At 52.3% G+C, this 26,137-nt stretch carries 31 protein-coding genes; 16 read left to right on the top strand and 15 right to left on the bottom strand.

The annotated features are described in order from the left end of the window. The first annotated feature begins 650 nt into the window (after window positions 1-650). The 4 genes from HV345_RS02490 to mtgA all read left to right on the top strand — a co-directional run bounded on the left by HV345_RS02490 (window position 651) and on the right by mtgA (window position 5,683). Entirely contained in the window at window positions 651-1,580 is a 930-nt protein-coding gene (locus HV345_RS02490; protein WP_049040958.1) for a TIGR01212 family radical SAM protein, read from the top strand. A 167-nt stretch (window positions 1,581-1,747) separates the two neighbouring features. Then, window positions 1,748-4,084: an aerobic respiration two-component sensor histidine kinase ArcB gene (gene arcB / locus HV345_RS02495; RefSeq protein ID WP_016154693.1), complete on the top strand. Its 2,337-nt coding sequence runs from the start codon at window positions 1,748-1,750 to the stop codon at window positions 4,082-4,084. Window positions 4,085-4,313: 229 nt separating this feature from the next. Then, entirely contained in the window at window positions 4,314-4,967 is a 654-nt protein-coding gene (gene elbB, locus HV345_RS02500) for an isoprenoid biosynthesis glyoxalase ElbB (protein ID WP_016154692.1), read from the top strand. Next, window positions 4,964-5,683, top strand: coding sequence for a monofunctional biosynthetic peptidoglycan transglycosylase (gene mtgA / locus HV345_RS02505; protein WP_016157575.1), 720 nt, complete (start codon window positions 4,964-4,966; stop codon window positions 5,681-5,683). The genes elbB and mtgA overlap by 4 nt, the downstream gene beginning before the upstream one ends. Before the next feature lie 86 nt (window positions 5,684-5,769). Here mtgA and npr read toward each other — a convergent pair whose 3' ends face one another. The 11 genes from npr to HV345_RS02560 all read right to left on the bottom strand — a co-directional run bounded on the left by npr (window position 5,770) and on the right by HV345_RS02560 (window position 13,689). Continuing rightward, complete coding sequence (npr, locus tag HV345_RS02510; protein WP_003828770.1) at window positions 5,770-6,042, bottom strand: PTS phosphocarrier protein NPr; 273 nt, start codon at window positions 6,040-6,042, stop codon at window positions 5,770-5,772. Then, window positions 6,039-6,893 (bottom strand): RNase adapter RapZ, encoded by an 855-nt coding sequence (gene rapZ / locus HV345_RS02515; RefSeq protein WP_003025085.1) that lies wholly within the window; start codon window positions 6,891-6,893, stop codon window positions 6,039-6,041. The genes npr and rapZ overlap by 4 nt, the downstream gene beginning before the upstream one ends. Window positions 6,894-6,938: 45 nt before the next feature. Next, window positions 6,939-7,430, bottom strand: coding sequence for a PTS IIA-like nitrogen regulatory protein PtsN (gene ptsN, locus HV345_RS02520; protein ID WP_016154690.1), 492 nt, complete (start codon window positions 7,428-7,430; stop codon window positions 6,939-6,941). A gap of 83 nt (window positions 7,431-7,513) precedes the next feature. Beyond that, entirely contained in the window at window positions 7,514-7,801 is a 288-nt protein-coding gene (hpf, locus tag HV345_RS02525; protein ID WP_003025078.1) for a ribosome hibernation promoting factor, read from the bottom strand. Between the two features lie 22 nt (window positions 7,802-7,823). Then, entirely contained in the window at window positions 7,824-9,257 is a 1,434-nt protein-coding gene (gene rpoN, locus HV345_RS02530; protein WP_016154689.1) for an RNA polymerase factor sigma-54, read from the bottom strand. Window positions 9,258-9,303: 46 nt separating this feature from the next. Further along, entirely contained in the window at window positions 9,304-10,029 is a 726-nt protein-coding gene (gene lptB, locus HV345_RS02535) for an LPS export ABC transporter ATP-binding protein (RefSeq protein WP_003025073.1), read from the bottom strand. Window positions 10,030-10,035: 6 nt separating this feature from the next. After that, window positions 10,036-10,584 (bottom strand): lipopolysaccharide ABC transporter substrate-binding protein LptA, encoded by a 549-nt coding sequence (gene lptA / locus HV345_RS02540; protein ID WP_016154688.1) that lies wholly within the window; start codon window positions 10,582-10,584, stop codon window positions 10,036-10,038. Then, window positions 10,553-11,128: an LPS export ABC transporter periplasmic protein LptC gene (gene lptC / locus HV345_RS02545; protein ID WP_016154687.1), complete on the bottom strand. Its 576-nt coding sequence runs from the start codon at window positions 11,126-11,128 to the stop codon at window positions 10,553-10,555. The genes lptA and lptC overlap by 32 nt, the downstream gene beginning before the upstream one ends. After that, window positions 11,125-11,691 (bottom strand): 3-deoxy-manno-octulosonate-8-phosphatase KdsC, encoded by a 567-nt coding sequence (gene kdsC, locus HV345_RS02550; protein ID WP_181626882.1) that lies wholly within the window; start codon window positions 11,689-11,691, stop codon window positions 11,125-11,127. Before kdsC ends, lptC begins: the two co-directional genes overlap by 4 nt. Before the next feature lie 20 nt (window positions 11,692-11,711). Further along, complete coding sequence (kdsD, locus tag HV345_RS02555; protein ID WP_016154685.1) at window positions 11,712-12,698, bottom strand: arabinose-5-phosphate isomerase KdsD; 987 nt, start codon at window positions 12,696-12,698, stop codon at window positions 11,712-11,714. 13 nt (window positions 12,699-12,711) lie between these two features. Then, on the bottom strand, window positions 12,712-13,689 hold the full coding sequence (locus tag HV345_RS02560) for a calcium/sodium antiporter (protein ID WP_016154684.1): 978 nt from the start codon (window positions 13,687-13,689) through the stop codon (window positions 12,712-12,714). A gap of 214 nt (window positions 13,690-13,903) precedes the next feature. Between HV345_RS02560 and mlaF the strand changes: the two genes are divergently transcribed. From mlaF to murA, 7 genes are all read left to right on the top strand, one after another. Then, on the top strand, window positions 13,904-14,716 hold the full coding sequence (gene mlaF, locus HV345_RS02565) for a phospholipid ABC transporter ATP-binding protein MlaF (RefSeq protein ID WP_016154683.1): 813 nt from the start codon (window positions 13,904-13,906) through the stop codon (window positions 14,714-14,716). A gap of 7 nt (window positions 14,717-14,723) precedes the next feature. Then, window positions 14,724-15,506, top strand: coding sequence for a lipid asymmetry maintenance ABC transporter permease subunit MlaE (gene mlaE, locus HV345_RS02570; protein ID WP_003025053.1), 783 nt, complete (start codon window positions 14,724-14,726; stop codon window positions 15,504-15,506). Window positions 15,507-15,510: 4 nt separating this feature from the next. Continuing rightward, window positions 15,511-16,068, top strand: a complete 558-nt coding sequence (mlaD, locus tag HV345_RS02575; RefSeq protein WP_016154682.1) for an outer membrane lipid asymmetry maintenance protein MlaD — start codon at window positions 15,511-15,513, stop codon at window positions 16,066-16,068. An 18-nt stretch (window positions 16,069-16,086) separates the two neighbouring features. Further along, entirely contained in the window at window positions 16,087-16,722 is a 636-nt protein-coding gene (gene mlaC, locus HV345_RS02580) for a phospholipid-binding protein MlaC (RefSeq protein WP_016154681.1), read from the top strand. Then, window positions 16,722-17,015, top strand: coding sequence for a lipid asymmetry maintenance protein MlaB (gene mlaB / locus HV345_RS02585; protein WP_016154680.1), 294 nt, complete (start codon window positions 16,722-16,724; stop codon window positions 17,013-17,015). Before mlaC ends, mlaB begins: the two co-directional genes overlap by 1 nt. A 169-nt stretch (window positions 17,016-17,184) precedes the next feature. Further along, the gene (gene ibaG, locus HV345_RS02590) at window positions 17,185-17,439 is read left to right on the top strand and encodes a BolA family iron metabolism protein IbaG (RefSeq protein ID WP_003025040.1); all 255 of its coding nucleotides are present in this window, start codon (window positions 17,185-17,187) and stop codon (window positions 17,437-17,439) included. 53 nt (window positions 17,440-17,492) lie between these two features. After that, window positions 17,493-18,752 carry a UDP-N-acetylglucosamine 1-carboxyvinyltransferase gene (murA, locus tag HV345_RS02595; protein WP_003839949.1) on the top strand — a complete coding sequence of 420 codons (1,260 nt, stop codon included), beginning with the start codon at window positions 17,493-17,495 and terminating at the stop codon, window positions 18,750-18,752. A 59-nt stretch (window positions 18,753-18,811) separates the two neighbouring features. Here murA and sfsB read toward each other — a convergent pair whose 3' ends face one another. Together sfsB and ispB are read right to left on the bottom strand one after the other, a co-directional pair. Further along, window positions 18,812-19,096 (bottom strand): DNA-binding transcriptional regulator SfsB, encoded by a 285-nt coding sequence (sfsB, locus tag HV345_RS02600; RefSeq protein WP_016154679.1) that lies wholly within the window; start codon window positions 19,094-19,096, stop codon window positions 18,812-18,814. 221 nt (window positions 19,097-19,317) lie between these two features. After that, the gene (gene ispB, locus HV345_RS02605; protein ID WP_046276012.1) at window positions 19,318-20,289 is read right to left on the bottom strand and encodes an octaprenyl diphosphate synthase; all 972 of its coding nucleotides are present in this window, start codon (window positions 20,287-20,289) and stop codon (window positions 19,318-19,320) included. 257 nt (window positions 20,290-20,546) lie between these two features. Between ispB and rplU the strand changes: the two genes are divergently transcribed. The 4 genes from rplU to cgtA all read left to right on the top strand — a co-directional run bounded on the left by rplU (window position 20,547) and on the right by cgtA (window position 23,416). Continuing rightward, on the top strand, window positions 20,547-20,858 hold the full coding sequence (gene rplU, locus HV345_RS02610) for a 50S ribosomal protein L21 (RefSeq protein ID WP_003025032.1): 312 nt from the start codon (window positions 20,547-20,549) through the stop codon (window positions 20,856-20,858). A gap of 19 nt (window positions 20,859-20,877) precedes the next feature. Next, window positions 20,878-21,135 (top strand): 50S ribosomal protein L27, encoded by a 258-nt coding sequence (gene rpmA, locus HV345_RS02615; protein WP_003025030.1) that lies wholly within the window; start codon window positions 20,878-20,880, stop codon window positions 21,133-21,135. Window positions 21,136-21,262: 127 nt separating this feature from the next. Continuing rightward, a complete protein-coding gene (locus tag HV345_RS02620; protein WP_016154677.1) occupies window positions 21,263-22,228 on the top strand; it encodes a DMT family transporter in 966 nt (321 codons plus the stop codon). Between the two features lie 15 nt (window positions 22,229-22,243). Beyond that, window positions 22,244-23,416 (top strand): Obg family GTPase CgtA, encoded by a 1,173-nt coding sequence (gene cgtA / locus HV345_RS02625; RefSeq protein WP_016154676.1) that lies wholly within the window; start codon window positions 22,244-22,246, stop codon window positions 23,414-23,416. 95 nt (window positions 23,417-23,511) lie between these two features. Here cgtA and dacB read toward each other — a convergent pair whose 3' ends face one another. Next, on the bottom strand, window positions 23,512-24,945 hold the full coding sequence (dacB, locus tag HV345_RS02630) for a serine-type D-Ala-D-Ala carboxypeptidase (RefSeq protein ID WP_181598822.1): 1,434 nt from the start codon (window positions 24,943-24,945) through the stop codon (window positions 23,512-23,514). A 248-nt stretch (window positions 24,946-25,193) separates the two neighbouring features. Between dacB and greA the strand changes: the two genes are divergently transcribed. Further along, a complete protein-coding gene (gene greA, locus HV345_RS02635; protein WP_016154674.1) occupies window positions 25,194-25,670 on the top strand; it encodes a transcription elongation factor GreA in 477 nt (158 codons plus the stop codon). Between the two features lie 153 nt (window positions 25,671-25,823). Here the strand turns inward: greA and yhbY are convergent, their stop codons facing one another. Continuing rightward, window positions 25,824-26,117, bottom strand: coding sequence for a ribosome assembly RNA-binding protein YhbY (gene yhbY / locus HV345_RS02640; RefSeq protein ID WP_003025016.1), 294 nt, complete (start codon window positions 26,115-26,117; stop codon window positions 25,824-25,826). Window positions 26,118-26,137 lie beyond the last annotated feature (20 nt).

Raw genomic sequence — 26,137 nt, forward strand, 5'->3', positions numbered from 1 at the left:
ATCTGGACCGTTGCGCACGGGCACACCAAGAGCATGGCGACGGGGTTTGCGTGTCATACGCTTACCTCGCATTCGCCCTCTTTATCCTTTTCGCACAGGTCAAACAAGTTTGAGGACTTGCTTCAGAGGGAATCTCAATTACTGCATAAATATGATGAGCAGACTGCTCATCCAGAAAGCTTCCAGCGGATTTCCAAGTTATCGGGAATCCACACACAGGTCAAATGGCAATCTTATTTATGCAAAAATGTGCTATTGGGCAATTAACTTTATGAAAATATTGAAATAAAAGGGTTTTATACATTGATATAACCTGAGGAGGATGCCCTGGGAAGTGTGATCTGTCTCACTGTAAGAGAGGCCGGATATCTCTCGTCCTCCCTTTGTTTATCGATATACTTGGCATTTTATGCTGGTTTTTAGAGTTTTGGCGTCTTAAAGATACTGTTTTTACGCTGAGAGTATAAGAAGATAAAAAAAACAGCTGGATATAAGGAAAAGTAATTATATTTTGAGTGAATGGAATTTCGATTATTTTGATTTGTTATGCAATAAATAAAGGCTTGCCAGGGCGATTGATCCAGGTCATCGCCGACTGGGGCAAAAAATGGCAGGCTTTGGCCTCTTTTCAAGGCGCGGTCTACCAGATTATGCAGTTACAGAAATTAGTCAATATGTTTGGTGGGGATCTTTCTCGCCGTTATGGGCAAAAGGTTCATAAACTCACGCTGCACGGCGGATTTAGCTGTCCAAACCGTGATGGCACCATCGGACGCGGCGGATGTACTTTCTGTAATGTCGCCTCGTTTGCCGATGAAGCACAGCAGCACCATTCAATTGCCGAGCAGCTTGAGCATCAGGCGCAGTTGGTCAATCGCGCCAGACGCTATCTGGCCTATTTCCAGGCTTATACCAGCACCTTCGCGGAAGTACAGGTGCTGCGTTCGATGTATCAACAGGCGGTCAGCCAGGCCAACATCGTTGGGTTATGCGTTGGGACGCGCCCCGACTGCGTGCCGGATGCGGTACTCGATCTGCTTTGTGAGTATAAAGACCTCGGCTATGAGGTATGGCTGGAGCTCGGTCTGCAAACCGCGCATGACAAAACTCTGCACCGGATTAACCGCGGCCATGATTTTGCCTGCTATCAGAACACCACGCGGCTGGCGCGCGAGCGCGGGCTGAAAGTGTGCTCACACCTGATTGTTGGCCTGCCGGGAGAAGGACAGGCAGACTGTCTGCAAACCATGGAACGTGTGGTGGAGACGGGCGTTGACGGTATTAAGCTGCATCCGCTGCATATTGTGAAAGGCAGTACGATGGCAAAGGCCTGGGAAGCTGGACGGCTGAACGGAATTGAACTGGACGACTACACGGTTACCGCCGGGGAGATGATCCGCCATACGCCGCCAGAGGTGATTTATCATCGAATCTCTGCCAGCGCGCGTCGCCCAATGCTGTTGGCTCCGCTATGGTGTGAAAACCGCTGGACCGGGATGGTCGAACTGGATCGCTATCTCAATGCTCATGGTGTTCAAGGCTCTGCGCTTGGCACTCCGTGGATTCAGCCTGGGAGCTAACCATCCGGCAATCTGCGCCTGCTTGCCTGATGACGCTACGCTTATCAGGCCCACGTTGAATCTCTCCTCGGTCATTTCACCGATAACCTCCGCATTTCTTGCACAATCTTCAACGTCACGCTGAGAATTGAGTATTATTGTGCCAAGTTGTCGTGAAGGAACCCTCTATGAAGCAAATCCGTATGCTGGCGCAATATTACGTCGACCTGATGATGAAATTGGGTCTGGTGCGCTTTTCGCTGTTATTGGCGCTGGCGCTGGTCGTGTTGGCGATTGTGGTGCAGATGGCTGTCACCATGGTGCTGCATGGCCAGGTAGAAAGCATTGATGTTATCCGCTCTATCTTTTTTGGTCTGTTAATTACCCCCTGGGCCGTCTATTTTCTGTCAGTGGTGGTGGAGCAACTGGAAGAGTCCCGGCAACGCTTGTCACGACTGGTACAAAAGCTGGAAGAGATGCGCGAGCGCGATCTCAAGCTCAATGTGCAGTTGAAAGATAATATTGCCCAGCTTAATCAGGAAATTGTTGAGCGCGAAAAAGCCGAAGCGGAGCGCCAGGATACGTTCGAGCAGTTGAAGGTTGAAATCAAAGAGCGCGAAGAAGCGCAGATTCAGCTTGAGCAGCAGTCTTCCTTTTTACGCTCTTTCCTTGATGCCTCGCCGGATCTGGTTTTTTATCGTAATGAAGATAAAGAATTTTCCGGCTGTAACCGTGCCATGGAACTGCTGACCGGCAAGAGCGAAAAGCAGTTGGTGAATTTAAAACCGGCTGATGTTTACTCCCCTGAGGCGGCAGAAAAGGTCATTGAAACCGACGAGAAGGTGTTCCGTCATAACGTCTCGCTCACCTACGAACAGTGGCTAGACTATCCGGACGGGCGCAAAGCCTGCTTTGAAATTCGCAAAGTACCTTACTATGACCGCGTAGGTAAGCGGCATGGTCTGATGGGTTTTGGGCGCGATATTACCGAGCGTAAGCGTTATCAGGACGCGTTAGAGCGCGCCAGCCGCGATAAGACCACCTTCATTTCTACCATCAGCCACGAACTGCGCACCCCGCTTAACGGCATTGTCGGCTTAAGCCGGATTCTGCTGGATACGGATCTGACCGCTGAGCAGGAAAAATACCTGAAAACAATCCACGTCTCTGCCGTGACGCTGGGGAATATTTTCAACGATATTATCGACATGGATAAGATGGAGCGACGTAAAGTTCAGCTCGATAACCAGCCGATCGATTTCACCAGCTTTATGGCGGATCTGGAAAACCTCTCTGGCCTGCAGGCGCAGCAAAAAGGGCTGCGTTTTGTGCTTGAGCCGACGTTACCACTGCCGCATAAGGTCATTACCGACGGCACGCGTTTGCGCCAGATTCTGTGGAATCTGATCAGCAACGCCGTGAAGTTTACCCAGCAGGGGCAGGTAACCGTGCGGGCGCGCTATGACCAGGGGAATATACTGCATTTCGAAGTTGAAGATTCCGGGATCGGTATTCCGCAGGATGAGCAAGATAAAATCTTCGCCATGTATTATCAGGTTAAGGACAGCAATGGCGGCAAACCGGCAACGGGAACCGGGATTGGACTGGCCGTATCGAAGCGTCTGGCAAAAAACATGGGCGGCGATATTACGGTCTCCAGCCAGGCTGGCAAAGGCTCCATCTTTACGCTGACCGTGCATGCGCCTGCGGTAGCGGAAGAGATTGAGGACGCCTTTGAAGACGACGACATGCCGCTGCCAGCCCTGAATGTGCTGCTGGTGGAAGATATCGAACTGAACGTTATTGTCGCGCGTTCAGTGCTGGAAAAACTGGGCAACAGCGTGGATGTCGCCATGACCGGGAAAGCCGCGCTGGAAATGTTCACGCCGGGCGAATATGACCTGGTGCTGCTGGATATTCAGCTACCGGATATGACCGGTCTGGATATCTCGCGCGAGCTGACGCAAAAATACGCCCGTGAGGACCTGCCGCCGCTGGTTGCGCTTACCGCCAACGTTCTGAAAGATAAAAAAGAGTATCTGGACGCGGGAATGGACGATGTGCTGAGTAAGCCGCTGTCGGTTCCGGCGTTAACCGCCATGATCAAAAAATACTGGGATACCCGAAACAAAGAGGAGAGCACTGTGACATCTGAAGAGAGCAGTAAATCGCAAGCGCTGTTAGATATTCCTATGTTGGAACAATACCTCGAGCTGGTGGGACCGAAGTTAATAACCGACGGGCTGGCGGTGTTTGAGAAGATGATGCCGGGATATTTGAGCGTGCTGGAGTCCAATCTGACCGCACGGGATAAAAAAGGCGTTGTTGAGGAAGGCCATAAAATTAAAGGCGCGGCAGGTTCCGTGGGGCTGCGCCACCTGCAACAGTTAGGTCAGCAAATCCAGTCGCCAGATCTTCCAGCCTGGGAAGATAATGTTGCTGAATGGATTGAAGAGATGAAGCAGGAGTGGCAGCACGACGTGGCGGTATTGAAGGCCTGGGTGGCGAGCGTGGAAAAAAAATGACCCCGGCTTGACCGGGGTGCGCGAATACTGCGCCAACACCAGGGAAATCGTGGCTGCGCCGTAAATTATTATCATTGTTTACAAGGGCGCAGCCCTAATTTTCAGGCCGCACGCAGTTAAGATAGCAAATCTTAAATAATTTGTTACATGAATCAGTTAAATGTGTGAAGCGTAGCATTTAAATCATAATAACTAATATGTTTCAGCCAGTTGAGAAAGGAGTATCACGATGAAAAAAGTGGGTGTAGTGCTCAGCGGATGCGGCGTGTATGACGGCGCAGAGATCCATGAAACTGTTCTCACGCTTCTGGCGATTGCCCGCAACGGCGCTCAGGCCGTCTGTTTCGCACCGGATAAACAACAAGCGGATGTGATTAATCATCTGACCGGCGAGCCGATGCAGGAAACGCGTAATGTGCTGATTGAAGCCGCCCGTATAACACGCGGTGATATTCGCCCACTTGCTCAGGCAGTCTCAACGGAACTGGATGCGTTGATCGTGCCAGGCGGGTTTGGCGCGGCCAAAAATCTGAGCAATTTTGCCAGCCAGGGCAGTGAGTGCCGAGTTGATAGCGACTTAGCTGCGCTGGCGGTGGCTATGCATCAGGCGGGTAAGCCGCTGGGATTTATGTGCATTGCGCCTGCCATGTTACCTAAAATTTTTGACTTTCCGCTGCGTCTGACCATCGGTACTGATATTGATACGGCAGAGGTGCTGGAAGAGATGGGCGCTGAGCATGTGCCTTGTCCGGTTGATGACATTGTCGTTGATGAAGACAACAAAATCGTCACCACTCCCGCCTATATGCTGGCGCAGGACATCGCTCAGGCCGCGAGTGGTATCGATAAACTGGTATCACGTGTGCTGGTGCTGGCTGAATGAGAAAAGGAGTTACCGCCTTTCTGCGACGTATCTTTCTGCGGGCGGTCGTTGTCCTCGCCGTATTTTGGGGCGGGGGCATCGCACTTTTCAGCGTGATGCCAGTCCCTTTCTCTGCCGTGATGGTCGAGCGGCAACTGAGCGCATGGCTGTCCGGTGATTTCGGTTATGTGGCGCACTCAGACTGGGTGAGCATGGATGAGATCTCACCGTGGATGGGACTGGCGGTGATCGCCGCGGAGGACCAGAAGTTTCCCGAGCACTGGGGATTCGATGTTTCCGCCATAGAGAAAGCGCTGGCGCACAACGAACGTAATGAAAACCGTATTCGCGGGGCGTCGACGTTATCGCAACAGACGGCAAAAAACCTCTTTCTGTGGGATGGACGTAGCTGGGTGCGTAAAGGTCTCGAAGCCGGGCTAACGCTGGGTATGGAAACCGTCTGGAGCAAGAAGCGTATTCTGACCGTTTACCTGAATATTGCTGAGTTTGGTGATGGGGTTTTCGGCGTGGAGGCAGCGGCGCAGCGCTATTTCCATAAGCCAGCCAGTCGGCTGAGTCTGTCTGAAGCGGCCTTGCTGGCGGCGGTATTACCCAATCCTTTGCGTTTTAAAGCGAATGCGCCTTCTGGTTATGTACGTAGCCGTCAGGCGTGGATTATGCGCCAAATGCGCCAGCTAGGCGGTGAGTCGTTTATGCGGGAAAATAAGCTGTATTAATGGGTTTATTGCCGGATACGGATCCGGCCTACGGGAGAGTGACGTTGCCGTGTAGGTCTGATGAGCGCAGCGCTTCAGGTACTCGGCTAATCTTCATCAAACCCTGAATTAAACAGGGCAATCACCGCTGCCAGGGCTTCCACTTCCTGTGGACCCGTGGCTTCAACTTCTATCTGACGCCCTTTGGCGGAATCCAGCATCAGCAGAGCGATAACACTGTTTGCCTCGGCTTCCGTTCCTTCATCATTACGCAGCAAAACTTCTGCTTCAAAACCCTGCATCAATTCAAACAGTTTCATGGCTGGGCGAGCATGCATACCCAGCTTATTCGTGATTTCAACGGTTTGCTTCACGGTCATGATTTACGTTTTTCCAGCGTACGATGGCGTGACTGTACGTTTTTACCGCGTGAGCGGAAGTAGTCTGCCAGCTGCTCTGCAATATACACCGAACGGTGTTTCCCGCCGGTACAGCCGATAGCTACGGTGAGGTAGCTGCGGTTGTTGGTCTCCAGCATGGGTAACCATAGCTCAAGATAGCTGCGAGTCTGGTAGATAAAATTGTGTACTTCTGTGTGCCTGTCAAGGAAGGCGGCGACGGGGCGGTCAAGACCGGTCATCGGGCGCAGCTTCGGATCCCAGTGCGGGTTAGGCAGGAAGCGCACGTCAAAGACGTAATCCGCGTCAATTGGGATACCGTGTTTGAAACCAAAGGATTCGAATACCATCGTCAATTCGCGTTCACGCTTGCCCAGCAGGCGGGTACGCAACATTTCCGCCAGTTCGTGCACGGACATTTCGGAGGTATCCACGATCAGGTCAGCACGAGAGCGCAGAGGCTCCAGCAAATCGCTTTCCTTATCGATAGCGCTCTCCAGAGATAAGTTCTTGCTGGAAAGAGGATGCAGGCGACGCGTGTCGCTGTAGCGGCGAATCAGGGTGTTACGATCGGCGTCAAGGAACAGCAACTGTGGTGAGAAGCCTTCAGGCAGATTGTTCATTGCCTGCTCGAAAATCTCTGGGGACTCAGGCATGTTGCGCACATCAATGCTGACGGCCGCAGAAATCTGGCGATCGGCCAGAGTACGAGCCAGATCGGGCAACAGCACTACGGGAAGGTTATCCACGCAGTAAAAACCCATATCTTCCAGCGCTCGCAGGGCGACAGATTTTCCTGACCCCGAACGACCGCTGACGATCATCAGTACCATGTACTGTTTCTCCTCACAACGACAAAAAAGGATGCCATTGGGTTGTTATGCTTCATCCAGTCCACCTTCGGTGTCCGTGATGATTTGATACAACTCCTGGTCACTCTGTGCTGCGCGCAGGCGGCGGCAGATGGTTTTATCGGCCAGACGTTTGGCGACCAGCGACAACGTATGCAAATGCGTCTTGGTTTGGTCTGCCGGAACCAGCAGGGCGAAAAGCAGATCGACGGGTTGATTATCAATGGCGTCGAAAGCAATTGGCGTTTCAAGTTGCACAAACACGCCAACTGCGCGCATCGTGTCTTCTTCCAGCTTTCCGTGCGGGATAGCAATTCCATTACCGATGCCGGTACTGCCCATTTTTTCACGCGTCAGAATGGCTTCAAATACCACCTGAGAGGGCAAGCTGAGCTGTTTTGCCGCCAGTTCGCTGATGATTTCCAGCGCGCGTTTCTTGCTTTGGCAGTGAACGCCAGCGCGTGTACATTCCTGGTTAAGAACATTGCTCAGTTGTAGAGTCGTATCGTTATTTGTCATAATTTCACCTAAGCGCTAACTGTACAAATGGCCCGTTGTGCTACACAACAGGCCGTCCTGCACCCGCTAACTGCCCGGACAAGTTAGTGCTGTTTCAGTTTATCTTTATGTTTTGTTAACTGCCGAGCCAGTTTATCAATTAAACCGTCAATGGCGGCGTACATATCCTGACCTTCCGCGCTGGCATGAATTTCGCCACCGTTCACATGCAGTGTTGCATCCGAGATATGTGTCACCTTCTCCACTTTCAACACAATATAGACCTGATTAATCCGGTCGAAATATTGTTCTAGCTTGGCGAATTTTGTATTAACAAAATCGCGTAAGGCTTCAGTGATTTCGACGTTGTTTCCAGTGATGTTGAGCTGCATAGTGTCTTCCTTATCGGTTGGGTCAGACCAGCTGTTTGCGCTGGTTCGACGGCGGAATGGATAAAGACTCTCGGTACTTCGCAACAGTGCGGCGTGCCACCATGATACCCTGTTCTGACAGCATAGAGGTTAACTTGCTGTCACTCAGCGGTTTCGCGGGGTTTTCCGCAGCAATTAATTTCTTCACCAGTGCACGGATAGCTGTGGATGAGGCTTCGCCTCCGCCTTCAGTGTTAACGTGACTGGAAAAGAAATACTTCAATTCAAAAATGCCGCGCGGACTGTGCAGATACTTTTGCGTGGTCACTCGGGAAATGGTCGATTCGTGCATCTCGACGGCCTGGGCGATATCCGCCAGCACCATCGGTTTCATAAACTCTTCGCCTTGATCAAAGAAGGCTTGCTGCTGTTCAACGATACAGCGACTGACGCGCAGCAGCGTATCATTGCGACTTTCCAGGCTTTTAATCAGCCACTTTGCATCCTGCAGATTGCTACGAATAAACTGGCTGTCAGCGTCGTTGCGCGCGCTGTTGCACATGGCGGCGTAGTGCTGGTTAATCTGCAACCGTGGAATGCTGTCGCCGTTGAGTTCGACCACCCAGCGATCGTTATGCTTACGCACCAGTACATCCGGAATAACGTATTCTGGCTCCCCGGTCTGGATAGACTGCCCAGGTCTGGGGTCCAGGGACTGAATAAGATTGACGGCTTCTTTCAGCACATCTTCTTTCAGCCGGGTTACGCGCATCAGCGTGCGGAAGTCATGGTTGGCTAACAGATCGAGGTGATCGCTGATGATCAGGCGCGCTTCTTCCAGCCACGGCGTGGCTTTATCAAACTGGGAAAGTTGGATCAATAAGCAGTCGCGGAGATCTTTGGCCGCCACGCCCACGGGATCAAAACGCTGAATGCGTTTAAGCACGGCTTCGATTTCGTCCATACCGACGTCGTCATCGCCCATGCTTTCGAGAATATCGTCCAGGGTTACGGTGAGATAACCGGTTTCGTCTACCGCATCAACAATGGATGTCGCAATTGCGCGATCGGTATCCGAGAACGGGGTCAGCTCCACTTGCCACATCAGGTAATCCTGCAGCGATTGCGTGGTCTCACCCTGATACACAGGCAGTTCGTCGTCGATGTAATCCCCGCTGGTGCCAGAAGGCGTACCGGCGGTGTAAATTTCATCCCAACTGGCGTCAAGCGGCAGCTCCTCTGGCATCTCTTTTTGTTCGAGAGCATCTGCGGTGTCGAGGGATTCGCTGTCCTGTTTTTCCTGGGTATCAATTTCGTCGTGAAGATCGGTTTGCTCGAGCAGTGGATTACTTTCCAGCGCTTGCTGAAGTTCTTGCTGAAGTTCCAGCGTGGACAGCTGCAACAGACGGATAGCCTGTTGTAGCTGAGGCGTCATCGCCAGTTGTTGGCTAAGCCTGAGTTGCAAACCTTGCTTCATGTTCAGAGTTGTTCTCTCCTGCGGTGACGTGAAGTCTTCTACCCTATCAGAGTCTGAAGTCTTCCCCAAGGTATACGCGTTTAACGTGCTCATCCTGCAGTATTTCTGTTGGCGTGCCATGCGCGATCAGGTGGCCCTGACTCACGATGTAGGCGCGCTCACACACTGCCAGCGTTTCGCGAACGTTATGGTCGGTAATCAGCACCCCAAGCCCGCTGTCGCGCAGGTGTTCGATGATCCGTTTGATATCAATAACGGAAATCGGGTCAACACCGGCAAACGGTTCATCCAGCAGGATAAATTTCGGATTCGCGGCCAGTGCGCGGGCGATCTCCACGCGGCGTCGTTCACCACCGGAGAGCGACTGTCCCATGCTGTCACGCAGGTGTTCGATGTGGAACTCTTCCATCAGCTCGTTGGCGCGATCTTCCCGCTGCTCGCTGGTAAGATCGTCACGAATTTGCAGCACCGCCATCAGGTTATCAAACACGCTCAGGCGACGGAAAATAGACGCTTCCTGCGGCAAGTAGCCGATGCCGCGACGCGCGCGCGCATGCAGAGGCAGCAGGCTGATGTCTTCGTCATCAATGATAATGTTGCCCGCATCACGCGGAACAATGCCGACCACCATGTAAAAGGTCGTTGTCTTGCCCGCACCGTTAGGACCGAGCAGACCGACGATCTCCCCGGAGTTGACGGTCAGACTGACATCTTCCACCACACGGCGGCCCTTATAGGCTTTTGCAAGGTTCTTTGCAGTTAATGTTGCCATAACGAATCAGTTACCTTTTTTCTCTGCCGGAGCCTTGTTTTTGTCCTGCAACTGCGACGGTACCAGAACGGTGGTGACGCGTTTGCCTTTATCGCTGAAGGCCTGCATTTTCTGCTCTTTCACCAGATAGGTGATCTTATCGCCCGTGATGTTGCTATCGAGCTGTTCCAGGTAAGCCTTACCGGTGAGAACGACGAAGTCTTTCGCCAGTTCATAATGCATGTGTGAGGCGTGGCCTTTAACCGGTTTACCGTTGTCCTGCATCTGGTAAAAGGTTGCAGGATTACCGTAGCCATCAATGACTTCTTTACCGTCTTCACCGCCAGGGCGGGTTACGACGACTTTATCGGCGTTAATTTTGATGGTGCCCTGAGTCACAATCACGTTGCCAGTAAAGGTCACCACGTTGCCTTGCATATCAAGGGACTGCTGGTCCGACTCAATGTGAATCGGCTGCTCGGTATCGCCGGTGACGGCGAATGCCGGGATGCTGGCGGCCAGAAGTGCGCTGGCAAGCACAAGATTAAGGCTGAGTTTGTTTGTTTTGGATTTCATATGAGGTTCTAACCTTTTCAATCAGCTCGGCGTTCTTGCTGCGTAAGTTGCCGCGCATCTTCAGTCCGCTGGAGTTAAATGTTGTGCCATATAACGTGACGAGATCATCGGAAGTGACGTCTTGTGTCACCAGGTTAATCTGTGCGTTATCGGTCGTAATTCTGCGTAGTTGAGAGTCGGGCACCAGGGCGTTGACCTCAACATGGCCGTACAGATATAGCATCCGATCGTTGGTCAATTTGGCTTTATCAGCCTTGATCGTCCAGGTCGGTACTTTATCCTTATCAAATGTGGTTAATACCGGTTGAGTAAACCACGAAACCGCTTGTTCCGAATAATATTCAACGTTTTGCGCGATCAAGTGATAGCTCAGTGCGCCTTCGGGACTATACACAACGGTATCAGTATGTTCGCTCTTATAGGTTGGCTCGTTGTTATTTACGACGACCTCAGCGGTGTCGTCTTTGTCTGCCAGATTAATACCAATCATCACAAGGACAGCCAGCGACAGTAGAATGATAACCCAACGTCTGGTTTTGCTCATATCGATTGCCCTTTGGCCTCGTCCAGTTTGCCCTGCGCCAGGAGTAATAAATCGCAGACTTCGCGTACCGCGCCGCGTCCCCCATCGATGCGGGTGACATAATCGGCCCGCGGGATCAGCAAAGGATGAGCATCCGCCACCGCCACGCTTAATCCCACTTTTGCCATCACCGGCCAGTCGATCAGATCATCGCCAACGTACGCAACATTTTCAGGAGCGATCGCCAGTTTGCTAAGGAGATCGTTAAAGGCGACCAGTTTGTCTGACTGCCCCTGATACAAATGCGTGATCCCCAATGTGGCACAGCGATCTTCTACAAGTTTAGCCTTTCGTCCGGTAATAATGGCAACCTCGATACCGGAAGTGAGCGCACAGCGAATTCCGTAACCATCGCGGACGTTAAAAGCCTTCAGCTCTTCACCGTTGTTGCCCATATAAATCAGACCATCAGACAGTACGCCATCCACATCCAGGATCAGCAAACGGATGTTCTCTGCCCGGGTGATAACGTCTGTGCTGACGGGTCCATAACAGGTCGCAAGCGACGCACCTGCTTTACTCATTTTCTTTATCCTTGAGTTTCTTACACTACACCTGCACGCAGCAGATCATGCATATGTAACACACCAAGTAACCGGTCGCCATCAGCAACCATTACCGAGGTGATATGGCGGGACTGCATTAAGTTCAGGGCATCGACGGCAAGAATGCCCGGACGCACGCGAATGCCGCCAGGGGTCATCACATCGGCAATGCCTAACTGGCGAACATCAACGCCCATATCGAAGACGCGACGTAAATCGCCATCGGTGAAAATACCGTCAATCTTCATGTCATCATCGCAAATGACGGTCATGCCGAGATTTTTACGCGTGATCTCAAGTAAGGCGTCACGCAGGCTGGCGCTTTTAGTCACATGCGGGATCTCATCGCCCGTATGCATAATATCGTTAACGCGCAGTAAAAGCTTACGGCCTAGTGCGCCACCGGGATGAGATAACGCAAAATCTTCCGCGGTAAAGCCACGCGCTTTTAATAATGCCACGGCTAGCGCATCGCCCATCACCAGCGTTGCGGTCGTGCTGCTGGTCGGCGCCAGGCCTAACGGGCAAGCTTCCTTGGGCACTTTAACACACAGATGCACATCTGCCGCACGCGCCATGCTGCTTTCCGGACGACCGGTCATGCAGATAAGCGGTACATGAAGACGTTTTAACACCGGGATTAACGCCGCTATCTCATTGGATTCACCGGAGTTAGAGATGGCGATGACTACATCCTGCGGCGAGACCATGCCCAGATCGCCATGTGCGGCTTCGCCTGGATGCACGAAAAATGAGGGGGTGCCGGTGCTGGCAAATGTGGCTGCCATTTTCCGCCCGATATGTCCGGATTTCCCCATCCCCATCACTACAACTTTGCCCGGGCAGCTGAATATTTTCTCGCAGGCGAGAGTAAAATTTTGGTTGATGTACTGATCAAGCTCCGCCAGGCCTTCACGTTCAATTGCCAGGACTTCCTTGCCTGCTTGCTGAAAGTCAAAACCCGGTTGCAACTCTAAGTGCGACATAATGCGTTTCCAGTTATCCAACGAGAAGTGGCGATAACCAATACAGCATCGCCAGCCATATGATAAAACCGCCGGTCAGCAGCGCACCCGCGCCGCGACCAATCTGGCGCGGACGTCGCCAGCAGAGTAGTGCAAAAATTACGCTCACCAGCAGCATGACGCTATAGTCACGGGTGAAGGCCATCGGATTGACCTCACCCGGCGTAATCAGCGCCGGCAGTCCGAGGACGATAACAATATTAAAAATGTTCGCGCCGATGATGTTGCCGACGGCAATATCGTTTTCGCCTTTACGCAGACCCGCAATTGCCGTTGCCAGCTCCGGCAGGCTGGTACCAATGGCGACCACAGTCAGCCCGATGGTGAGTTCGCTCATGGCGAAGTAGTTCGCCAGTACGGTTGCGTTATCTACCACCATACGCGTTGCCATTGGCATAATAATTAGCGCAATACCCAACCACAAAAAGGCGACCGGTAATCCACCTTCGCGCGGCAGTTCCGCGATCTGCTCGCGGGTCAGGCTGTCGTTACCTTGTCGCTCAGCCAGACGGGCGATTTTAACAATGAATAACAGCCATAGCACGGCCAGAAGCAGAAGAAAGAAACCATCGCTGCGACTCAATTGCCCGTCATACAGGACCGATGCGGCTAAGATGCTTACCAGCAACATTAGCGGTAATTCACGACGCAGAACATCAGAATGCACGGTAAAAGGATGAATCAGCGCCGACAGGCCTAAAATAAGCAGTATGTTGGTAATGTTAGAGCCGATGGCGGTACCGACGGCTAAATCAAGCTGCCCGTTCATCGATGCGGCAACGGAGACAATTATCTCGGGTAACGATGTACCAATGCTGACCACGGTCATCCCGATGATAATGGGGGGAATACCGAAGTTTCGACATAAAATGGATGCGGCAAATACCAGTCGGTCGGCACCGTAGACCACCAGAAGTAAACCAATTATTAACAGCGCCGTCGCTAAAAGCATCTAAAGTCCTTTCTTCAGGTATACTCGCCGGTCCACTTGAAGGATTTCTGGAAGCCGTCACGAATTCTTAATTTTGACTTTATGCGGCTAAAAAGTAAAACAAATGCCAGCTTTCGCTAACCTGGACAGGTAATAATCTGTAAATATGTTGGGTTCAGGGCTAAATTGAGCGCCAAGCTCTTCGATCAACGAGGCAATAGTAAAGGATGAATCAATGGGTCAGTCTGTGGCGAATCTAATCGATATGCGCGATGTCAGCTTTTCCCGAGGCGACCGCTGCATCTTTGATAATATTTCCCTGACGGTGCCGCGTGGTAAGGTGACGGCGATCATGGGGCCATCAGGCATCGGCAAAACGACGCTGTTGCGTCTGATCGGCGGACAAATCTCCCCCGATAAGGGCGAGATCCTGTTTGACGGCGAAAATGTCCCGGCCATGTCCCGTTCGCGTTTATTTACCGTGCGTAAGCGCATGAGCATGCTATTCCAGTCTGGTGCGCTGTTTACTGATATGAATGTGTTTGACAACGTTGCATACCCGTTGCGCGAGCATACAACGCTGCCTGCGCCGCTGCTGAAAAGCACGGTAATGATGAAGCTCGAGGCCGTTGGCCTGCGGGGCGCGGCAAAATTAATGCCTTCTGAATTATCCGGTGGGATGGCGCGTCGTGCCGCGTTAGCACGTGCTATCGCGCTGGAGCCAGACCTTATTATGTTTGATGAGCCGTTCGTCGGCCAGGATCCCATCACCATGGGCGTGCTGGTGAAGCTGATTTCTGAACTGAACAGCGCGCTGGGCGTCACCTGCGTGGTGGTTTCCCATGATGTGCCAGAAGTGCTGAGTATTGCGGATTACGCCTATATTATGGCGGACAAAAAAATAGTGGCCTACGGTAGTGCTCAGGCGCTGCAAGAAAATGCCGATCCGCGTGTGCGTCAGTTCCTCGATGGCATTGCCGATGGACCGGTTCCGTTCCGTTACCCGGCGGGCGACTACCACATCGATTTACTCAAAACAGGGAGTTAAGCCACCCATGTTGTTAAATGCGCTGGCATCACTCGGACATCGGGGAATAAAAACCCTCAGGACGTTCGGGCGAGCCGGATTAATGTTGTTCAATGCAGTTGTCGGCAAGCCGGAGTTTCGCAAACATGCGCCGCTGCTGATACGCCAGCTCTATAATGTCGGTGTCTTATCGATGCTGATCATTATTGTTTCTGGCGTGTTCATCGGCATGGTGCTGGGGTTGCAGGGATACCTGGTGCTGACGACCTACAGTGCGGAAACCAGCCTCGGTATGCTGGTGGCGCTGTCATTGCTACGTGAGCTGGGGCCGGTGGTTGCGGCGCTGTTGTTTGCCGGGCGGGCCGGATCGGCCTTAACCGCAGAGATTGGCCTGATGCGGGCGACCGAGCAGCTTTCCAGCCTGGAAATGATGGCCGTCGATCCACTGCGCCGAGTGATCTCCCCGCGTTTTTGGGCCGGTGTCATTTCATTGCCGCTGCTGACGATTATATTTGTCGCGGTGGGGATCTGGGGTGGGTCGTTGGTTGGCGTAAGCTGGAAAGGTATTGATGCAGGCTTTTTCTGGTCGGCTATGCAAAATGCCGTCGACTGGCGTCTGGATCTGGTCAACTGCCTGATTAAGAGCGTGGTTTTTGCCATTACGGTCACCTGGATTGCATTGTTCAATGGTTATGATGCTATCCCGACCTCTGCCGGGATTAGCCGGGCAACGACACGCACCGTAGTGCACGCCTCTCTTGCCGTTCTGGGGCTGGATTTTGTGCTGACCGCACTGATGTTTGGGAATTGAGTTCATGCAAACGAAAAAAAATGAAATTTGGGTTGGGTTATTCCTGCTGGTTGCGCTGCTGGCCGCGCTGTTTGTCTGCCTGAAGGCGGCGAACGTCACCTCAATGCGTACTGAACCGACTTATACGATTTATGCGACCTTTGATAATATCGGCGGTCTGAGAGAGCGCTCTCCGGTGCGGATTGGCGGGGTCGTGGTAGGACGCGTATCGGACATCTCGTTAGATCAGAAAACGTACCTGCCGCGCGTGACGCTGGAAATTGAATCGCGTTTTAACCATATTCCTGACACCAGTTCTCTGAGCATCCGTACTTCCGGTCTGTTGGGCGAACAGTATCTGGCATTGAACGTAGGTTTTGAAGATCCTGAGCTGGGAACGTCTATCCTCAAAGATGGCGGTACGATTCAGGACACGAAATCTGCGATGGTGCTGGAAGATATGATTGGTCAGTTCCTTTACAACAGCAACAGTAAAGGTGATGACAATAAGAATTCTGGCGATGCGCCAGCCGCAACTGAAGGCAATAATGAAGCCACTACGCCTGCGGGCGCAACGAAATAATCTCAGGAGAATCGACGTATGTTTAAACGATTGATGATGGTGGCTATGCTGGTGATTGCTCCACTTAGCGCGGCAACCGCAGCGGACCAGACGAACCCGTACAAACTGATGGATGAGGCGGCGCAGAAGACGTTTGACCGTCTGAAGAACGAGCAACCTAAAATCCGTTCCAACCCGGATTACCTGCGTCAGGTGGTCGATCAGGAACTGCTGCCTTACGTGCAGGTTAAGTATGCAGGCGCACTGGTACTTGGCCGCTACTACAAAGATGCGACCCCGGCTCAGCGTGACGCCTATTTCGCCGCATTCCGTGAATATCTGAAGCAGGCTTACGGTCAGGCGCTGGCGATGTACCACGGCCAGACCTATCAGATTGCCCCTGAGCAGCCGCTGGGTGATGCGACCATCGTGCCTATCCGCGTAACCATCATCGATCCAAACGGTCGTCCTCCGGTACGTCTGGATTTCCAGTGGCGTAAAAATTCCCAGACGGGTAACTGGCAGGCGTATGACATGATTGCTGAAGGCGTAAGTATGATCACCACCAAACAGAATGAGTGGAGCGACCTGCTGCGTACGAAAGGTATTGATGGCCTGACGGCACAGCTGAAATCTATTTCTCAGCAGAAAATCACGCTGGAAGAGAAAAAATAATGACGCAGTCACTCACCTGGATGCGTGAAGGCGACAAGCTGGTGCTGGTGGGAGAGCTGGATCAGGACGTGTTAAACCCATTATGGGATGCGCGAGTTGAGGCGATGAAAGGGGTATCCTGCATCGACCTGAACCAGATTTCCCGGGTGGATACCGGTGGTCTGGCATTACTGCTGCACCTGATTAATGAGGGCAAGCAGCAGGGGAACAGCGTTTCGCTCGCTGGCGTTAACGATAAAGTGTACACGCTGGCGCAGCTTTACAATTTGCCTGACGACGTTCTTCCGCGTTAATTTTTGTAAGCCGGATAAGGTCTTGTGCCGCCATCCGGCAAATCCTCTGCGGGGGATCTGCCACTAAAGCCTTGTCTGATTTATCAGCGGGGCTTTTTGCTTATTTATGACAGCGCCACTTTGCTCTAAGATGTTGGGCTGTTTTCACTATCTGACGAATGAAGAGCCCATGGAAAATAATGAAATTCAGAGCGTGCTGATGAATGCACTCTCCCTCCAGGAAGTCCACGTTTCTGGCGACGGCAGTCACTTTCAGGTTATTGCCGTGGGTGAGATGTTTGAAGGCATGAGCCGGGTCAAGAAACAGCAATCGGTCTATGGCCCGTTGATGGAGTACATTGCGGACAACCGCATTCATGCCGTGTCGATTAAGGCGTTTACTCCAGCGGAATGGGCGCGCGATCGCAAACTTAACGGTTTTTGAGCTACGGGTGATATGCCGGTAGCGAAGATAAATTCTTAACAGAGAACAGAATAATGGATAAATTTCGTGTTCAGGGGCCAACCAAGCTCCAGGGCGAAGTCACAATTTCAGGCGCTAAAAACGCCGCGCTGCCGATCCTGTTTGCGGCGCTGCTGGCTGAAGAACCTGTAGAGATCCAGAACGTCCCGAAACTGAAGGATGTTGACACCTCAATGAAGCTGCTGAGCCAGTTGGGGGCGAAAGTTGAGCGTAATGGTTCTGTGCACATTGATGCACGTGACGTGAACGTCTTCTGTGCGCCGTACGATCTGGTCAAAACCATGCGTGCATCCATCTGGGCGCTTGGGCCGCTGGTTGCCCGCTTTGGCCAGGGCCAGGTTTCACTGCCGGGCGGCTGCACCATCGGCGCGCGTCCGGTTGACCTGCACATTACTGGTCTGGAGCAGTTAGGCGCGACTATTAAGCTTGAAGAAGGCTATGTGAAAGCGTCAGTTGATGGCCGCCTGAAAGGCGCACATATCGTCATGGACAAAGTGAGCGTCGGCGCGACGGTCACTATCATGTGCGCAGCAACGCTTGCCGAAGGCACTACCATCATCGAAAACGCCGCGCGTGAACCGGAGATCGTGGATACCGCGAACTTCCTGATTGCGCTGGGCGCAAAAATCACAGGCCAGGGTACCGATCGTATTACCATCGAAGGCGTTGAGCGCCTCGGCGGCGGTGTGTATCGCGTTCTGCCTGACCGCATCGAAACCGGTACTTTCCTGGTCGCAGCGGCAATTTCTCGCGGCAAAATTATCTGCCGCAATGCACAACCTGACACGCTGGATGCCGTTCTGGCGAAGCTGCGTGATGCGGGAGCGGATATCGAAGTTGGTGACGACTGGATCAGCCTGGATATGCACGGTAAACGTCCGAAAGCGGTCAATGTGCGCACGGCACCGCACCCGGCGTTCCCTACCGATATGCAGGCCCAGTTCACGTTGCTGAACCTGGTGGCAGAAGGGACGGGTTTCATCACGGAAACCGTGTTTGAGAACCGCTTTATGCACGTGCCTGAGCTGAGCCGTATGGGCGCTCACGCAGAAATCGAAAGCAATACCGTGATTTGCCACGGCGTGGAAACGCTCTCCGGCGCACAGGTTATGGCGACCGATCTGCGCGCATCTGCAAGCCTCGTGCTGGCAGGGTGTATTGCTGAAGGTACGACGGTAGTCGATCGTATTTATCACATCGATCGCGGCTATGAGCGCATCGAAGATAAACTGCGCGCGCTGGGCGCAAACATTGAGCGCGTGAAAGGCGAGTAATCGTCTACGTCTCTTGTAACCCCCAGTTCTGTGAACCGGGGGTTACTACTCATCAGTGTTCATTCAGGATTCTGTTTCTCTTTGCGTCCCCTCATCATCCGCGTTCTGTCGATAAACTCATGTGTTTTTGCATCGTGATAGCGTGACGGCCAAATCACCCACGGGTCGGTTCCCAACGATCGGGCGATAATCAACTCACCTTTTGGCCATGGGCGTGTTAACGCATTGGCCAGCGTTGATGAGCTTAATCCATTTTTACGTGATTCAGCGGCCATTGAGGTCCCTTTCTTGCGCAGTCCGGCGATGATATCGGCCGGATGCCAGTCAATCAGCTTGTTTTCCATAAACTCATCTCTCCTTTGGTTATCGACTTATGGTTCCACGATCGGTTGTGGAGATACTATAACGCCCGGAGAACGAATGTTCTAAAATGTTCATGTAAAGTGTGAGTATATTCAGAATATGCCAAATTTATGCGAAGGTTGCTGGAGAGGGGGACGTGTTTATTGGAATTTATAAAAGCATCCCGTGCAGGGCACGGGATGATGAAAGATGCCGCAGGGTATTAACGGTCGCGCTGTACGGCGATATGCGCCAGACCAATCAGCGCTTCTCTCCACGGCGTATCAGGCAGTACCTGCAGCGCAGCGATGGCCTTATCAGCCTCTTCTTCTGCACGTTGGCGAGTCCACTCCAGGGAACCACAGGCGTTCATCGCTTCCAGAACAGGCTCCAGAAGGTGACGGCCATTACCCTGCTCAATAGCCTGGCGGATCATTTGTGCTTGTTCAGGGGTGCCGTGGCGCATGGCATGCAGCAGCGGCAGCGTTGGTTTGCCCTCGTTGAGGTCATCACCGACGTTTTTACCCAGTTGCTCACCATCCGCGTTGTAATCCAGCAAATCGTCAATTAACTGGAAAGCGGTACCGAGATAACGGCCATAATCCTGCAACCCTTTCTCTTGTTCTTCGCTGCAACCAGCCAGAATGCCAGAGCATTGGGCAGCCGCTTCAAACAAACGCGCGGTCTTACTGTAGATAACGCGCATATAGTTTTCTTCAGTGATGTCCGGGTCGTTGACGTTCATCAACTGTAAGACTTCACCTTCGGCGATGACGTTGACCGCTTTCGACATGACTTCCAGCACTTTCAGCGAACCGAGGCTGGTCATCATCTGAAAAGCGCGGGTATAGATAAAATCGCCGACCAGCACGCTGGCCGCATTGCCAAACGCCGCATTCGCCGTGGCTTTTCCGCGGCGCATGTCGGACTCATCCACAACATCGTCGTGCAACAGGGTCGCGGTGTGGATAAACTCGATGAGGGCTGCAATCGTAACGTGTGCATTTTGCTGGTAGCCAACTGCACGCGCGGCGAGTACGGCGATCATTGGGCGAATGCGTTTTCCGCCGCCGCTAACGATGTAGTACCCCAGTTGATTGATCAGCTGCACGTCGGAATTGAGCTGTTCAAGGATTGTCGCATTGACCCCCGCCATATCTTGCGCGGTTAACTCATTGATTTTTTCTAAATTCATCGCAAAAGCCGGGCTTCTCGCCCCGATTACCTCACTGTATCGGAAGGTAACGTCGGGTTTAGGGTTATAAATATATGCTGATTGTACTGAAAAAACGCCATAGATAAACGTTACCGTACGTGTTGTGTTTTTTTTCTTCATGTATTGACGTAGCACTTGTCAAAGGCTCGCGTTTTGCGTAATATTCGCGCCCTATTGTGAATATTTATAGCGCACTCTGAATCATCAAAAAGGTGTGCGCGGAAGCGGAGTTTTTTATGTACGCGGTTTTCCAAAGTGGTGGTAAACAACACCGAGTAAGCGAAGGTCAGACCGTTCGCCTGGAAAAGCTGGACATCGCAACTGGCGAATCTGTTGAATTCGCAGAAGTTCTGATGATCGCAAACGGTGAAGAAGTCAAAATCGGCGTTCCTTTCGTTGATGGCGGCGTTATCAAAGCTGAAGTTGTTGCTCACGGTCGTGGCGAGAAAGTTAAAATTGTTAAGTTTCGTCGTCGTAAACACTACCGTAAGCAGCAGGGCCATCGTCAGTGGTTCACTGATGTAAAAATCACTGGCATCAGCGCTTAAGTTAAGGGGAGCAGATTAAATGGCACATAAAAAGGCTGGCGGCTCGACTCGTAACGGTCGCGATTCAGAAGCTAAACGTCTGGGCGTAAAACGCTTCGGCGGTGAAACAGTTCTGGCTGGTAGCATCATCGTTCGTCAACGTGGTACTAAATTCCACGCTGGCTCCAACGTTGGTTGCGGCAAAGACCACACTCTGTTTGCTAAAGCAGACGGTAAAGTGAAATTTGAAGTGAAAGGCCCGAAAAACCGTAAATTCATCAGCATCGTTGCTGAATAAGTTTTTCGCGTCCCGGTAACGGATAAAAGCCCCGCAACACGTTGCGGGGCTTTTTACATTCGACGGCCGGTAAATACGCTCGTCGCGCCGTGATAACCCGGAAACGAGCCCTTGCAGGGAATACGGCATGAAGCAGCAGGCAGGTATTGGTATTCTGTTAGCACTCACAACGGCAGTATGTTGGGGCGCTTTGCCAATAGCGATGAAGCAAGTGCTGGAGGTGATGGAGCCTCCTACCGTGGTGTTCTACCGTTTTTTAATGGCAAGCATTGGCCTTGGCGCTATTCTTGCGGTTAAAAAAAAGCTCCCTCCGTTGCGTATTTTTCGCAAAGCGCGTTGGCTGATCCTGTTGGCTATCGCTACCGGTGGGTTGTTCGGTAACTTCATTCTGTTTAGTTCATCCTTGCAATATTTGAGCCCAACGGCTTCGCAGGTTATCGGTCAGCTGTCACCGGTTGGTATGATGATTGCCAGCGTCTTTATCCTGAAAGAAAAGATGCGCGGTACGCAGGTGATTGGCGCCATTATGCTTCTGAGCGGCCTGGTTCTGTTTTTTAATACCAGTCTGATCGAAATTTTTACCCGTCTCACCGATTACACCTGGGGCGTTATCTTTGGTGTTGGTGCGGCGATGGTCTGGGTGAGCTATGGGGTCGCGCAAAAGGTGTTATTGCGCCGTCTGGCATCACCGCAGATCCTGTTTTTACTGTACACTTTATGTACGATTGCGTTGTTGCCGTTGGCTAAACCCGGTGTCATCACGCAGCTCAGTGACTGGCAGCTGGCATGCCTTGTATTCTGCGGCCTGAATACGCTGGTAGGATACGGTGCTCTCGCGGAAGCGATGGCGCGTTGGCAGGCGGCACAGGTGAGCGCCATTATTACGCTCACTCCGCTGTTTACGTTGTTATTTTCAGATTTATTATCACTGGCCTGGCCCGATTTCTTCGCCAGACCGATGCTAAACCTATTAGGTTATCTCGGTGCGTTTATCGTGGTTGCGGGCGCGATGTATTCCGCCATTGGTCATCGAATTTGGGGCGGTTTACGTAAGCATGAAACGGTGGTTTCGCAGCCCCGCTCAGGCGAATGATTTACGGAGAGTAAAATGAAGTTTGTTGATGAAGCATCGATTCTGGTCGTTGCAGGTGATGGCGGTAATGGTTGCGTCAGCTTCCGCCGCGAAAAGTACATCCCAAAAGGCGGTCCGGACGGTGGAGACGGTGGTGATGGTGGTGACGTTTGGCTGGAAGCCGACGAAAACCTGAACACGCTGATCGATTACCGTTTTGAAAAATCATTCCGCGCGGAACGTGGACAGAATGGCGCGAGCCGTGATTGCACCGGCAAGCGTGGTAAAGATGTCACGATTAAAGTGCCTGTAGGTACGCGTGTAATCGATCAGGGCACGGGCGAAACCATGGGCGACATGACCAAACACGGTCAGCGTCTGATGGTCGCTAAAGGCGGCTGGCACGGTTTGGGCAACACCCGTTTCAAATCCTCGGTCAACCGTACTCCGCGTCAGAAAACGATGGGTACACCGGGCGATAAACGCGATCTGATGCTGGAGCTGATGTTGCTGGCGGACGTGGGGATGCTGGGCATGCCAAACGCCGGTAAATCGACGTTTATCCGTGCGGTGTCCGCGGCGAAGCCGAAAGTCGCTGACTATCCGTTCACCACTCTGGTTCCGAGCCTGGGTGTGGTGCGTATGGACAACGAAAAGAGCTTCGTGGTTGCCGACATTCCGGGTCTGATTGAAGGCGCGGCTGAAGGCGCAGGCTTGGGTATCCGCTTCCTGAAACACCTGGAACGCTGCCGCGTACTGCTACACCTCATTGATATCGATCCGATTGACGGTTCCGATCCGGTTGAAAATGCCCGTATCATTATTGGCGAGCTTGAAAAATACAGCCAGGATCTGGCGTCTAAACCGCGTTGGTTAGTGTTCAACAAAATTGATTTGCTGGACAAGGCTGAAGCGGAAGAGAAAGCGAAAGCGATCGCCGAAGCGTTAGGCTGGGAAGGTAAATATTACCTGATCTCCGCCGCCAGCCAGTTGGGCGTGAAGGATCTCTGCTGGGATGTGATGACCTTTATCATCGAGAACCCGATTGTTCAGGCTGAAGAAGCGAAACAGCCAGAGAAAGTCGAGTTCATGTGGGATGATTATCACCGCCAGCAGCTCGCTGAAGTCGAAGACGAAGCAGAAGATGACTGGGATGACGATTGGGACGAAGACGACGAAGAAGGCGTTGAGTTCATCTACAAGCGTTAATCACATTAAAAACCCCGGCCATGTTGCCGGGGTTTTGTTTCCAGGTTTCAGAAGGCCGGATTAGGTGCGTTAGCGCTGCCATCCGGCAAACATACTCAGTTATTCTGATAAATATCCTTGTATAACCGGCTCTCGAAGCGGACCAGTGGAATACGGCGATTACGCTGATCGGCTGGCTCTACCGCATAACCAGACAGATACTGCACAAATGCCATGCGCTGACCGCTTGCCGTGGTGATGAAGCCTGCCAGGTTATAGACCCCCTGCAGTGAGCCTGTCTTCGCCGATACTTTGCCATCTACGCCAGCCTGATGCAGACCCGCACGGTATTGCAAAGAGCCGTCATGGCCTGCCAGCGGCAGCATGGTGATAAAATTCAGCTCGTTATCGTGCTGAGCGATATACTGCAGCACCTGCATCATGGTTGCTGGGGCAATCAGGTTATGGCGCGAGAGCCCAGAACCGTCGGCAATAATGGTGTTGCCGATATCAATACCCGCTTGCTGACGCAGAATCTGGCGTACGGCATCAGAACCTGCTCGCCAGGTACCTGGCACGTTAAATCGTGCATGGCCAATCATACGGAAAACGGTATCAGCAATCATGTTGTCCGATTTTTTCAGCATAATCTTAAGCAGGTCGTGCAGCGGCGCCGACTGCTTACTGGCTACCACGGTCCCCGGCTCGTTGACCAGCGTCTGGCGCAGCAGAGTCCCGCTGTAAGTGATACCGGCTTGTTTTAGCTCATCTTTGATAATCGCCCCGGCATAGCTGGCGCCGTCCTGAATAGCGAATGCCAGCGGCAGCGGATCGGCTCGTTGGGGCAGGCATCCGGTCAACGTAAAGCGGTTGAGATCGCCTGGAACCACGTCCAGTTCACAATATTGCGCTTCGGCAGAGCCACGAGCGAGAGTACGCACCTGACTGAACATGGTGACCGGGTAGTAAGATGCCACGCGGATAAAGGCGAGATCGTTAGGTTTTTGCGCGCTATAGAGTGAAACCGAGAAACAGTTACGATCGACAATGGCTGCCGCGGGCGGTGCGCTAAAACACTGCGTCATGTCGTTCCAGGGCCAGCCAGGCGCTTTATCATGGCTGGCGAAAATGGAGGTGTCGATCATGACATTTCCGGCAATTTGCGTCACGCCTGATTTTTTCAGGGTTGCCACCATATTGCGAATATCCTGACGTTTTAGCGTCGGATCGGCACCAAATCGCGCCACTAAGTCACCTTTCAAAACGCCGCCTTCCACGTTGCCTTTAGTCTCAAGCGTGGTGCTAAAACGAAAGTCAGGCCCGAGCTGAATCAATGCCGCCAGCGCGGTGATCACTTTTTGTGTACTGGCCGGCAGCGCCATCTGCTGGCTATGGTAATCAATAGCAGGAGCAGGTGCGCCAACCTTCTGTACCATAAGGGCGAGGTTGGCCCCGGCAGGGAGCTGATTGATATACTCGTCGACGTTCGCAGCCTGAACGCTGAACGCTATACTGGCAGTCAATCCAATGGTAAATCTGGAAAATCGCATAATCTCGCGCTAACAACCTGGAAACAGGCCGTCATACTACGGCGCAACGCCCCAAAAAGTAAACGATGACCCATAGGGAACTCCAGGGTAAAATGATCATCAAATAGAGAATTGTAGCTGACCTGGGACCCTGAGCCCCGGGTCGGTATTTTTTTGCTTCTGACTCTGGCATGGCGTATGCCAGAGTGGGCTTAGCAGCCGGGGTGAGAGCAGCCGCCCCCTACAGGAATGTTCAAGAGGTATAACAAATGCAAGCTATCCCAATGACCTTACGTGGTGCTGAAAAACTGCGCGAAGAACTGGATTTTCTGAAATCGGTGCGCCGTCCTGAAATCATTGCCGCTATCGCAGATGCGCGCGAGCATGGCGACCTGAAAGAAAATGCAGAGTATCACGCGGCGCGCGAACAGCAGGGTTTCTGCGAAGGGCGCATTAAAGATATCGAAGCTAAACTGTCCAACGCGCAGGTTATCGACGTCACAAAAATGCCGAACAATGGTCGCGTAGTTTTCGGCGCGACGGTTACCGTGCTGAATCTCGATAACGACGAAGAGCAGACCTGGCGTATTGTCGGCGATGATGAAGCCGATTTTAAACAGAACCTGATTTCGGTGAACTCGCCTATTGCTCGTGGCCTGATCGGTAAAGAGCAGGATGACGTGGTGGTTATCAAAACGCCGGGCGGTGAAGTGGAATATGAAGTAACGAAGGTAGAATACCTGTAATTCGCATCTTGGTTAAGATGTTGATACATTGTAAAGAAAGGAAAAAGGCCGCATAGCGGCCTTTTATCAACGAAGAGAGCGTGGCATTTTGCTCTCCTGCTAGCGGAAAATCCCGCGTTTTACACAAACTTCGTGTGCAACTTTGGGATATTCTTAGCGTGGCAGCGAGATTTTACGTTCTTTAGTCGGGCGATACAGTACCAGCGTTTTACCGATGACCTGTACATTGCAGGCACCGGTTTCGCGTACGATAGCTTCCACGATCAAGGTTTTAGTATCGCGATCTTCCGAGGCGATTTTCACCTTGATAAGTTCATGGTGCTCTAACGCTTGTTCAATCTCGGCCAGTACCCCTTCGGTCAAACCATTGTTGCCAAGCATAACTACAGGCTTGAGCGGATGTGCCAGACCTTTCAGGTGCTGTTTTTGTTTAGTACTCAGATTCATCGTATATTTTTGCTTACGTT

The organism is Citrobacter sp. RHBSTW-00986, assembly GCF_013783065.1.
Lineage (GTDB): Bacteria > Pseudomonadota > Gammaproteobacteria > Enterobacterales > Enterobacteriaceae > Citrobacter > Citrobacter braakii.

Excerpts from the sequence above, each read along its gene's own strand:
- kdsC (WP_181626882.1), bottom strand. The coding sequence starts at position 11,691 with ATGAGTAAAGCAGGTGCGTCGCTTGCGACCTGTTATGGACCCGTCAGC.
- lptB (WP_003025073.1), bottom strand. The coding sequence starts at position 10,029 with ATGGCAACATTAACTGCAAAGAACCTTGCAAAAGCCTATAAGGGCCGC.
- hpf (WP_003025078.1), bottom strand. The coding sequence starts at position 7,801 with ATGCAGCTCAACATCACTGGAAACAACGTCGAAATCACTGAAGCCTTA.
- mlaC (WP_016154681.1), top strand. The coding sequence starts at position 16,087 with ATGTTTAAACGATTGATGATGGTGGCTATGCTGGTGATTGCTCCACTT.
- rpoN (WP_016154689.1), bottom strand. The coding sequence starts at position 9,257 with ATGAAGCAAGGTTTGCAACTCAGGCTTAGCCAACAACTGGCGATGACG.
- lptC (WP_016154687.1), bottom strand. The coding sequence starts at position 11,128 with ATGAGCAAAACCAGACGTTGGGTTATCATTCTACTGTCGCTGGCTGTC.
- lptA (WP_016154688.1), bottom strand. The coding sequence starts at position 10,584 with ATGAAATCCAAAACAAACAAACTCAGCCTTAATCTTGTGCTTGCCAGC.
- mlaE (WP_003025053.1), top strand. The coding sequence starts at position 14,724 with ATGTTGTTAAATGCGCTGGCATCACTCGGACATCGGGGAATAAAAACC.
- npr (WP_003828770.1), bottom strand. The coding sequence starts at position 6,042 with ATGACCGTGAAGCAAACCGTTGAAATCACGAATAAGCTGGGTATGCAT.
- ispB (WP_046276012.1), bottom strand. The coding sequence starts at position 20,289 with ATGAATTTAGAAAAAATCAATGAGTTAACCGCGCAAGATATGGCGGGG.
- ptsN (WP_016154690.1), bottom strand. The coding sequence starts at position 7,430 with ATGACAAATAACGATACGACTCTACAACTGAGCAATGTTCTTAACCAG.
- mtgA (WP_016157575.1), top strand. The coding sequence starts at position 4,964 with ATGAGAAAAGGAGTTACCGCCTTTCTGCGACGTATCTTTCTGCGGGCG.
- mlaF (WP_016154683.1), top strand. The coding sequence starts at position 13,904 with ATGGGTCAGTCTGTGGCGAATCTAATCGATATGCGCGATGTCAGCTTT.
- HV345_RS02560 (WP_016154684.1), bottom strand. The coding sequence starts at position 13,689 with ATGCTTTTAGCGACGGCGCTGTTAATAATTGGTTTACTTCTGGTGGTC.
- rpmA (WP_003025030.1), top strand. The coding sequence starts at position 20,878 with ATGGCACATAAAAAGGCTGGCGGCTCGACTCGTAACGGTCGCGATTCA.
- mlaB (WP_016154680.1), top strand. The coding sequence starts at position 16,722 with ATGACGCAGTCACTCACCTGGATGCGTGAAGGCGACAAGCTGGTGCTG.
- rplU (WP_003025032.1), top strand. The coding sequence starts at position 20,547 with ATGTACGCGGTTTTCCAAAGTGGTGGTAAACAACACCGAGTAAGCGAA.
- cgtA (WP_016154676.1), top strand. The coding sequence starts at position 22,244 with ATGAAGTTTGTTGATGAAGCATCGATTCTGGTCGTTGCAGGTGATGGC.
- dacB (WP_181598822.1), bottom strand. The coding sequence starts at position 24,945 with ATGCGATTTTCCAGATTTACCATTGGATTGACTGCCAGTATAGCGTTC.
- HV345_RS02490 (WP_049040958.1), top strand. The coding sequence starts at position 651 with ATGCAGTTACAGAAATTAGTCAATATGTTTGGTGGGGATCTTTCTCGC.
- sfsB (WP_016154679.1), bottom strand. The coding sequence starts at position 19,096 with ATGGAAAACAAGCTGATTGACTGGCATCCGGCCGATATCATCGCCGGA.
- greA (WP_016154674.1), top strand. The coding sequence starts at position 25,194 with ATGCAAGCTATCCCAATGACCTTACGTGGTGCTGAAAAACTGCGCGAA.
- ibaG (WP_003025040.1), top strand. The coding sequence starts at position 17,185 with ATGGAAAATAATGAAATTCAGAGCGTGCTGATGAATGCACTCTCCCTC.
- yhbY (WP_003025016.1), bottom strand. The coding sequence starts at position 26,117 with ATGAATCTGAGTACTAAACAAAAACAGCACCTGAAAGGTCTGGCACAT.
- kdsD (WP_016154685.1), bottom strand. The coding sequence starts at position 12,698 with ATGTCGCACTTAGAGTTGCAACCGGGTTTTGACTTTCAGCAAGCAGGC.
- arcB (WP_016154693.1), top strand. The coding sequence starts at position 1,748 with ATGAAGCAAATCCGTATGCTGGCGCAATATTACGTCGACCTGATGATG.
- elbB (WP_016154692.1), top strand. The coding sequence starts at position 4,314 with ATGAAAAAAGTGGGTGTAGTGCTCAGCGGATGCGGCGTGTATGACGGC.
- rapZ (WP_003025085.1), bottom strand. The coding sequence starts at position 6,893 with ATGGTACTGATGATCGTCAGCGGTCGTTCGGGGTCAGGAAAATCTGTC.
- murA (WP_003839949.1), top strand. The coding sequence starts at position 17,493 with ATGGATAAATTTCGTGTTCAGGGGCCAACCAAGCTCCAGGGCGAAGTC.
- mlaD (WP_016154682.1), top strand. The coding sequence starts at position 15,511 with ATGCAAACGAAAAAAAATGAAATTTGGGTTGGGTTATTCCTGCTGGTT.
- HV345_RS02620 (WP_016154677.1), top strand. The coding sequence starts at position 21,263 with ATGAAGCAGCAGGCAGGTATTGGTATTCTGTTAGCACTCACAACGGCA.